This is a genomic window from Shigella sp. FC1661, assembly GCF_001712525.1.
Lineage (GTDB): Bacteria > Pseudomonadota > Gammaproteobacteria > Enterobacterales > Enterobacteriaceae > Escherichia > Escherichia coli.
Genome location: NZ_MDGW01000172.1, coordinates 1 through 4,683, shown reverse-complemented (window position 1 = coordinate 4,683; position 4,683 = coordinate 1). Strand labels below are relative to the sequence as shown.

Sequence of the window (4,683 nt, the reverse complement as noted above, 5' to 3'; positions counted from 1 at the left end):
CCGTCGGATTTACTGCTACGTCGCCCTCAGGGAATTAAACCTAAAAAGAAAATCGTCAAAATTAGAGATTCCGGTTTGACACGGAAAGTCATATCAGCGTCAACGGAGCACGTATTGACGCTTATTTATTGGTGAGAACTACGTTCCATGGCAGGAGTTCGTCAACACGGTTGGAGGGCCATTCCGGCAGTATGCTCAGAATATGGCGCAGATACGCTTCCGGATCGATATCGTTCAGACGGCAGGTGCCTGCTTTTCTGGCAACAAGCAGGAATCTCAGCGCTGAAGCAGGAATTAGAGGTAAAAACGCCCTACCGGGCCATGAATCACCCGGTCATTGGAGTAGTAACCAAAGCAGATTTAGCCAGCATGGAACAAATATCTTTGGTGAAAAGTTGGTTACGGGAAGCTGGAGCGCACAACGTGTTAGTAACCAGTGCAGTTAATAACAATGGAGTTACAGAACTTTTTGCCTTGCTGCATACAGAAGAAGGCTGTTGTTAATTTCGATTGGTTCTCGGATGAGAATGATGACGGTGATACACAGATAAGAATCAATGAGCAATGAGGGTTGCCGGGCAACCCTCATTGAATAAAACGGGAATTACTTCGCTTCGCCGTTTTTCATTTCGCCCATAGCTTTCAGCTTTTTGGAGATATCGCGGCGTTCTTTGGAGAGCTCGGCATTTTTGATGATGTAATCGTCAACGCGATCTTCATAGTCACCTTTCATGCTGGCGATGATGCCCTGGATTGCTTCAACGCTCATCCCCGGCTTGATGTAATCGCTCAGGTTGTCCAGCAGCAGGACGCGCTTCTGGTTGTCACGGATCTTTTTCTCAACGTCCTGAATTTCACGTTGCAGTTTGTTCTTACGACGGAACAGACGAACAAATTCCAGTACGTCCTGGAATGAAGGCTTGGTAGTTTCCATTTTTATACCCCTGATAATGTGAGAGTCGGATTCGTTTAAGCAACCGCTATTCGTTAGGGCCAACATTACTCATAGCTGCCGCAGATGACAATGCTTTTATCCCTTTTCACTATCATACCCTTTATCCTTGCTGAATCGAAGCAGCAGCAAGATGATTCTGAAGTTCAGGAATTATTTGCGCAAGGCCCGGCAAATCAGATTCGATAGCAACTCAAGCTGATGCGCCGTTTCCATGTTCAGCCACACATAACCATAGATTGGTGTTTCCACAACCTTCAGGTCATGGTGGTTATTGAGCAACTGACGCAGCTCTTCCACAGCATCGTTCAATTTTTCCGTATTGGCAAAAACCGGCTGCGGATTACCTTCGTACAGCGCATGAACAAGGCTCAGCAGTATTTGCTGCATCATGTGCTGGGTATCACGAAGTTTTTGCGCGTTCAATAACACGAAATGGCTGGGGCGCGTGGCCCAGTATGCATTGATTTGCAACTCCAGCATACAAACCAGATTGCGGTTAATGGTCTGGATACCTTCATATATCGATTTTGGAATACGGGTTTCTTTGCTGGCGGGCGCAATCAGTCCACGCATTTTCACGGCATCGGTCAGGAGTTTTTGTAGATGGCTTTCCAGACGTGGGCGTTCGAGTAAGTTCGGTGAGAATGCAGATTGATAGATACTGTTATGGCCTGCAAGTTTTTTCCTGGTCCGGTTTCCCGGATTGCAGGCATGCCAGACACAGCGCCGTCAGGCGCTGTTTTTTTCATCCCTTCCGCGATTTTTACGCCGCTACCGGATTATGCCGTGACGCATCGAACGGCACGCCTGACTTCAGCACTCCATACGCCACCTGTGCCAGCTTGCGCATCATCGCGCCGAGAATCACCTTTCCTTTCTTGCCATTAGCCGCCAGACGGTCGCGGAACGCCCGTCCCCACTCAGTCTTACTGGTGGCTACCATTGCGGGCATATACAACGCCCTGCGAAGCGACACATGTCCGGCCTTACTCATCCGGCTCGCCCCTTTCACACTGCTACCTGATTCATAACGCCGTGGTGTCAGACCCGCAAAAGCGGCGAACTGTCTGGCATGGGCGAAGCGGTCCTTCAGACCGATATAAGCCAGCAATACCGCAGATGTTTTCTCTCCGATACCCGGGATGCTTTCCAGCAGTTTCCTGCGGTGTTTCATATCCGGATCATCGTCTGTCAGGTCTTTTATCTGCTTCTCAAGACGCTTCAGCTCTGCTTCAAGCCACAGAAGGTGAGCATCAATGCTCGGTCTCTGGACTTCCCGCGCCGTTTCAGTGCGATTCAGTTCCTGCGTGTGCATATCTGTCAGCGCCTGGTGGCGGACTACCAGGGCACGCAACGCGCGTTCAAGCGGGTGAGGCGCTTCCCAGGCTGCAGGGCGCTTCTGACGACAGAACTCTGCCAGCATGCGCGCATCCACGGTATCAGTCTTGTTACGCAGTCCTTCACTCTGAGCGAAAGCTTTACCCAGCGCAGGATTAATGACTGACACTATGTAGCCAGCATCGTAAAGGCACTCAGCGACAGGTTTCATATAGGTGCCGGTCGCTTCGATGCAGATATGCGCATGGTCAATCTTGTGACCTTTCAGCCAGCTCACCAGCTCATCGTGCCCTTTAGTGGTGTTAGCGAATTTTTTGGTGCGATGACGACCATCAGGACGCAACACATCGACATCCAGTTTCTCTTTAGCGGTGTCGATACCGATATAATGAAGTTCATGTTCCATAGTGAAACCAACCTTGCAAATACGGATTACCGGGAAAACCGGTCCATGATACTGTCCGGTTTATCACTTTGGGAGAAAGGCAGTCCGCTGCATAAATCTACGCAACAGGTTAGAACCCAAGGCCCGATACGGCATGCGGACTGCAGGCAGAGAAAACTGGCCGATTTTCTCTGCACTGGAGGGATAATACAAGACCCGATTATACTCGGTCAGACTTTTCGCCAGTTGAATGCGCCAGTGGATGAACGCCCGTTGTGGCCAGATACCGGTAAACAACATTGCCAGTAAAGAGCCGAGGATCACATCGCCGCTTCGCCATAACGCCGTATCAATTTCACCTGTCGGGGAACCCACAACAATTGCCAGCGTCACCCCAATCAATAAACCTTGATACGGTTTCTTGCCCAGCGCCAGCCAACCGCAAAGGAACATGGCCGCCGCGCACCAGACTAACATCAGCGGTAACGAGATTAACTCCAGTTGCAGAGCGATAAGACCTAAAATCGAACCCAACACCGTACCGCCAATACGCTCAAAGGCGCGAGGGACAACGTTACCCCAGAACGAGATTGGCCCCATAATCACCACCATGGTGACCAGCGGCCAGGTGCTTTCCGGGATAGTAAACAGGCGGATAATGAGAAAAGTGAGCAGGAATGCCAGCGCGACCCGAGTACCATGCACAATGCGGTAATGGCGGTATACCCGGATTTCAAACGGGCTTAATGACTTATCGGCACGCACGCAGAAACTCCGTAATGAGATTAAAAGCGCTCATAACTCATCTGTCGGCCAGAAGGCGCGCCTCTGAATTATCCGACGGACAAACCGGGAACAGTGTAATTTCCCGGCAGGAGCGAAAAAATTGAAAGGCGCATCTTACTCTTTTCGCTTTCAAAAAAAAGAGTGGTCATCGCGTTAACACACCGCCCTGAGATGAATTAGTGATGTTTTGGCTGCACCGCAACATACATTTCGATATCCCAGTACCCATCTTCCGCGCCATTGTTCAAATAAACCTCGAAGCAGGGCTTTGGTAACATTTCATAAGCACTGTCCTGCAAGAGACTATTAAAGAACTGATACCAGGGTTTAGCAAAATCATCACCGACTACACGAGCTACCGCCACCGCATACTGACCACCTGTAATTTCTGTCAGAATGACGCCCTCACTGTTTTCGGGAAGCGTAAAGTAACCCGGCACCGTCACGACGGTGTCGCAGCGTAATTTTTCGGCGGGTGTTTCATCTGGATTGTCGTAATAGACAGCAACCCACTCCTTCGGCACAATATTTTTGCTATCTACCCACATCATCAACTGCTCAAAGCCTTTCTTTACCGTCTGTTCCCACGGGCCAACGAGATGGAAACCTGCAACGGTACGTTTCTCTTCCTGCTTAATCTCGTAGTTCATGACGCCTCCATTGATACTGTTTTTATATACAGTATAGTTGCAAAATTAAAACCACAAGGAATGAGTGTTGATTATGCGAGCAGACTCGCACTCCTGCCAGTCTGCTGCAAAAGAAAGGTCAGGCCTTATGGTGGAAATAATCACTCAGGCGAGAAAACATGCTGCCTTCCCCGACAGATTCCAGGGTAACCAGCGGCCAGTGCGCCACCTGTTTATCACGGTCGTAAAGTTCAATTTCCCCTACCCGCTGATGGGCGCTAATTGGCGCGGTGAGTTCTTTACCATCAAGGGTATATTTGGCTTTGATATGTGGAATTTCGGCTTTCGGTAGCACCATCCAGAACTCTTGGGTGATGCTGCCAACTTACTGATTTAGTGTATGATGGTGTTTTTGAGGTGCTCCAGTGGCTTCTGTTTCTATCAGCTGTCCCTCCTGTTCAGCTACTGACGGGGTGGTGCGTAACGGCAAAAGCACTGCCGGACATCAGCGCTATCTCTGCTCTCACTGCCGTAAAACATGGCAACTGCAGTTCACTTACACCGCTTCTCAACCCGGTACGCACCAGAAA

5 protein-coding genes and 4 pseudogenes are annotated in these 4,683 nt (G+C 49.8%); 2 read left to right on the top strand and 7 right to left on the bottom strand.

Annotation, left to right across the window (positions count from 1 at the left end):
- Window positions 1–121: 121 nt before the first annotated feature.
- Window positions 122–250, bottom strand: a pseudogene (locus tag BFF42_RS11290) (transposase domain-containing protein); the annotation flags it as partial.
- A gap of 71 nt (window positions 251–321) precedes the next feature.
- Between BFF42_RS11290 and BFF42_RS11285 the strand changes: the two are divergent.
- The gene (locus tag BFF42_RS11285; protein WP_001016348.1) at window positions 322–504 is read left to right on the top strand and encodes a EutP/PduV family microcompartment system protein; all 183 of its coding nucleotides are present in this window, start codon (window positions 322–324) and stop codon (window positions 502–504) included.
- 100 nt (window positions 505–604) lie between these two features.
- On the opposite strand, the gene BFF42_RS11280 is transcribed toward BFF42_RS11285, so the two are convergent.
- The 6 genes and pseudogenes from BFF42_RS11280 to BFF42_RS11250 all read right to left on the bottom strand — a co-directional run.
- Entirely contained in the window at window positions 605–934 is a 330-nt protein-coding gene (locus tag BFF42_RS11280) for a DUF496 family protein (protein ID WP_000450409.1), read from the bottom strand.
- A 171-nt stretch (window positions 935–1,105) separates the two neighbouring features.
- Window positions 1,106–1,621, bottom strand: a pseudogene (locus tag BFF42_RS11275) (hypothetical protein); the annotation flags it as partial.
- A 97-nt stretch (window positions 1,622–1,718) separates the two neighbouring features.
- A complete protein-coding gene (locus BFF42_RS11270) occupies window positions 1,719–2,699 on the bottom strand; it encodes an IS110-like element IS621 family transposase (protein ID WP_000399687.1) in 981 nt (326 codons plus the stop codon).
- Between the two features lie 192 nt (window positions 2,700–2,891).
- Window positions 2,892–3,443, bottom strand: a pseudogene (locus BFF42_RS11260) (FUSC family protein); the annotation flags it as partial.
- 197 nt (window positions 3,444–3,640) lie between these two features.
- The gene (sbmC, locus tag BFF42_RS11255) at window positions 3,641–4,114 is read right to left on the bottom strand and encodes a DNA gyrase inhibitor SbmC (protein WP_001105415.1); all 474 of its coding nucleotides are present in this window, start codon (window positions 4,112–4,114) and stop codon (window positions 3,641–3,643) included.
- Window positions 4,115–4,232: 118 nt separating this feature from the next.
- A pseudogene (locus tag BFF42_RS11250) lies at window positions 4,233–4,463 on the bottom strand (serine-type D-Ala-D-Ala carboxypeptidase DacD); the annotation flags it as partial.
- Between the two features lie 55 nt (window positions 4,464–4,518).
- Here BFF42_RS11250 and BFF42_RS11245 point away from each other — a divergent pair.
- On the top strand, window positions 4,519–4,683 hold a 165-nt coding region (locus tag BFF42_RS11245; RefSeq protein ID WP_000179192.1), incomplete at its 3' end, for an IS1 family transposase.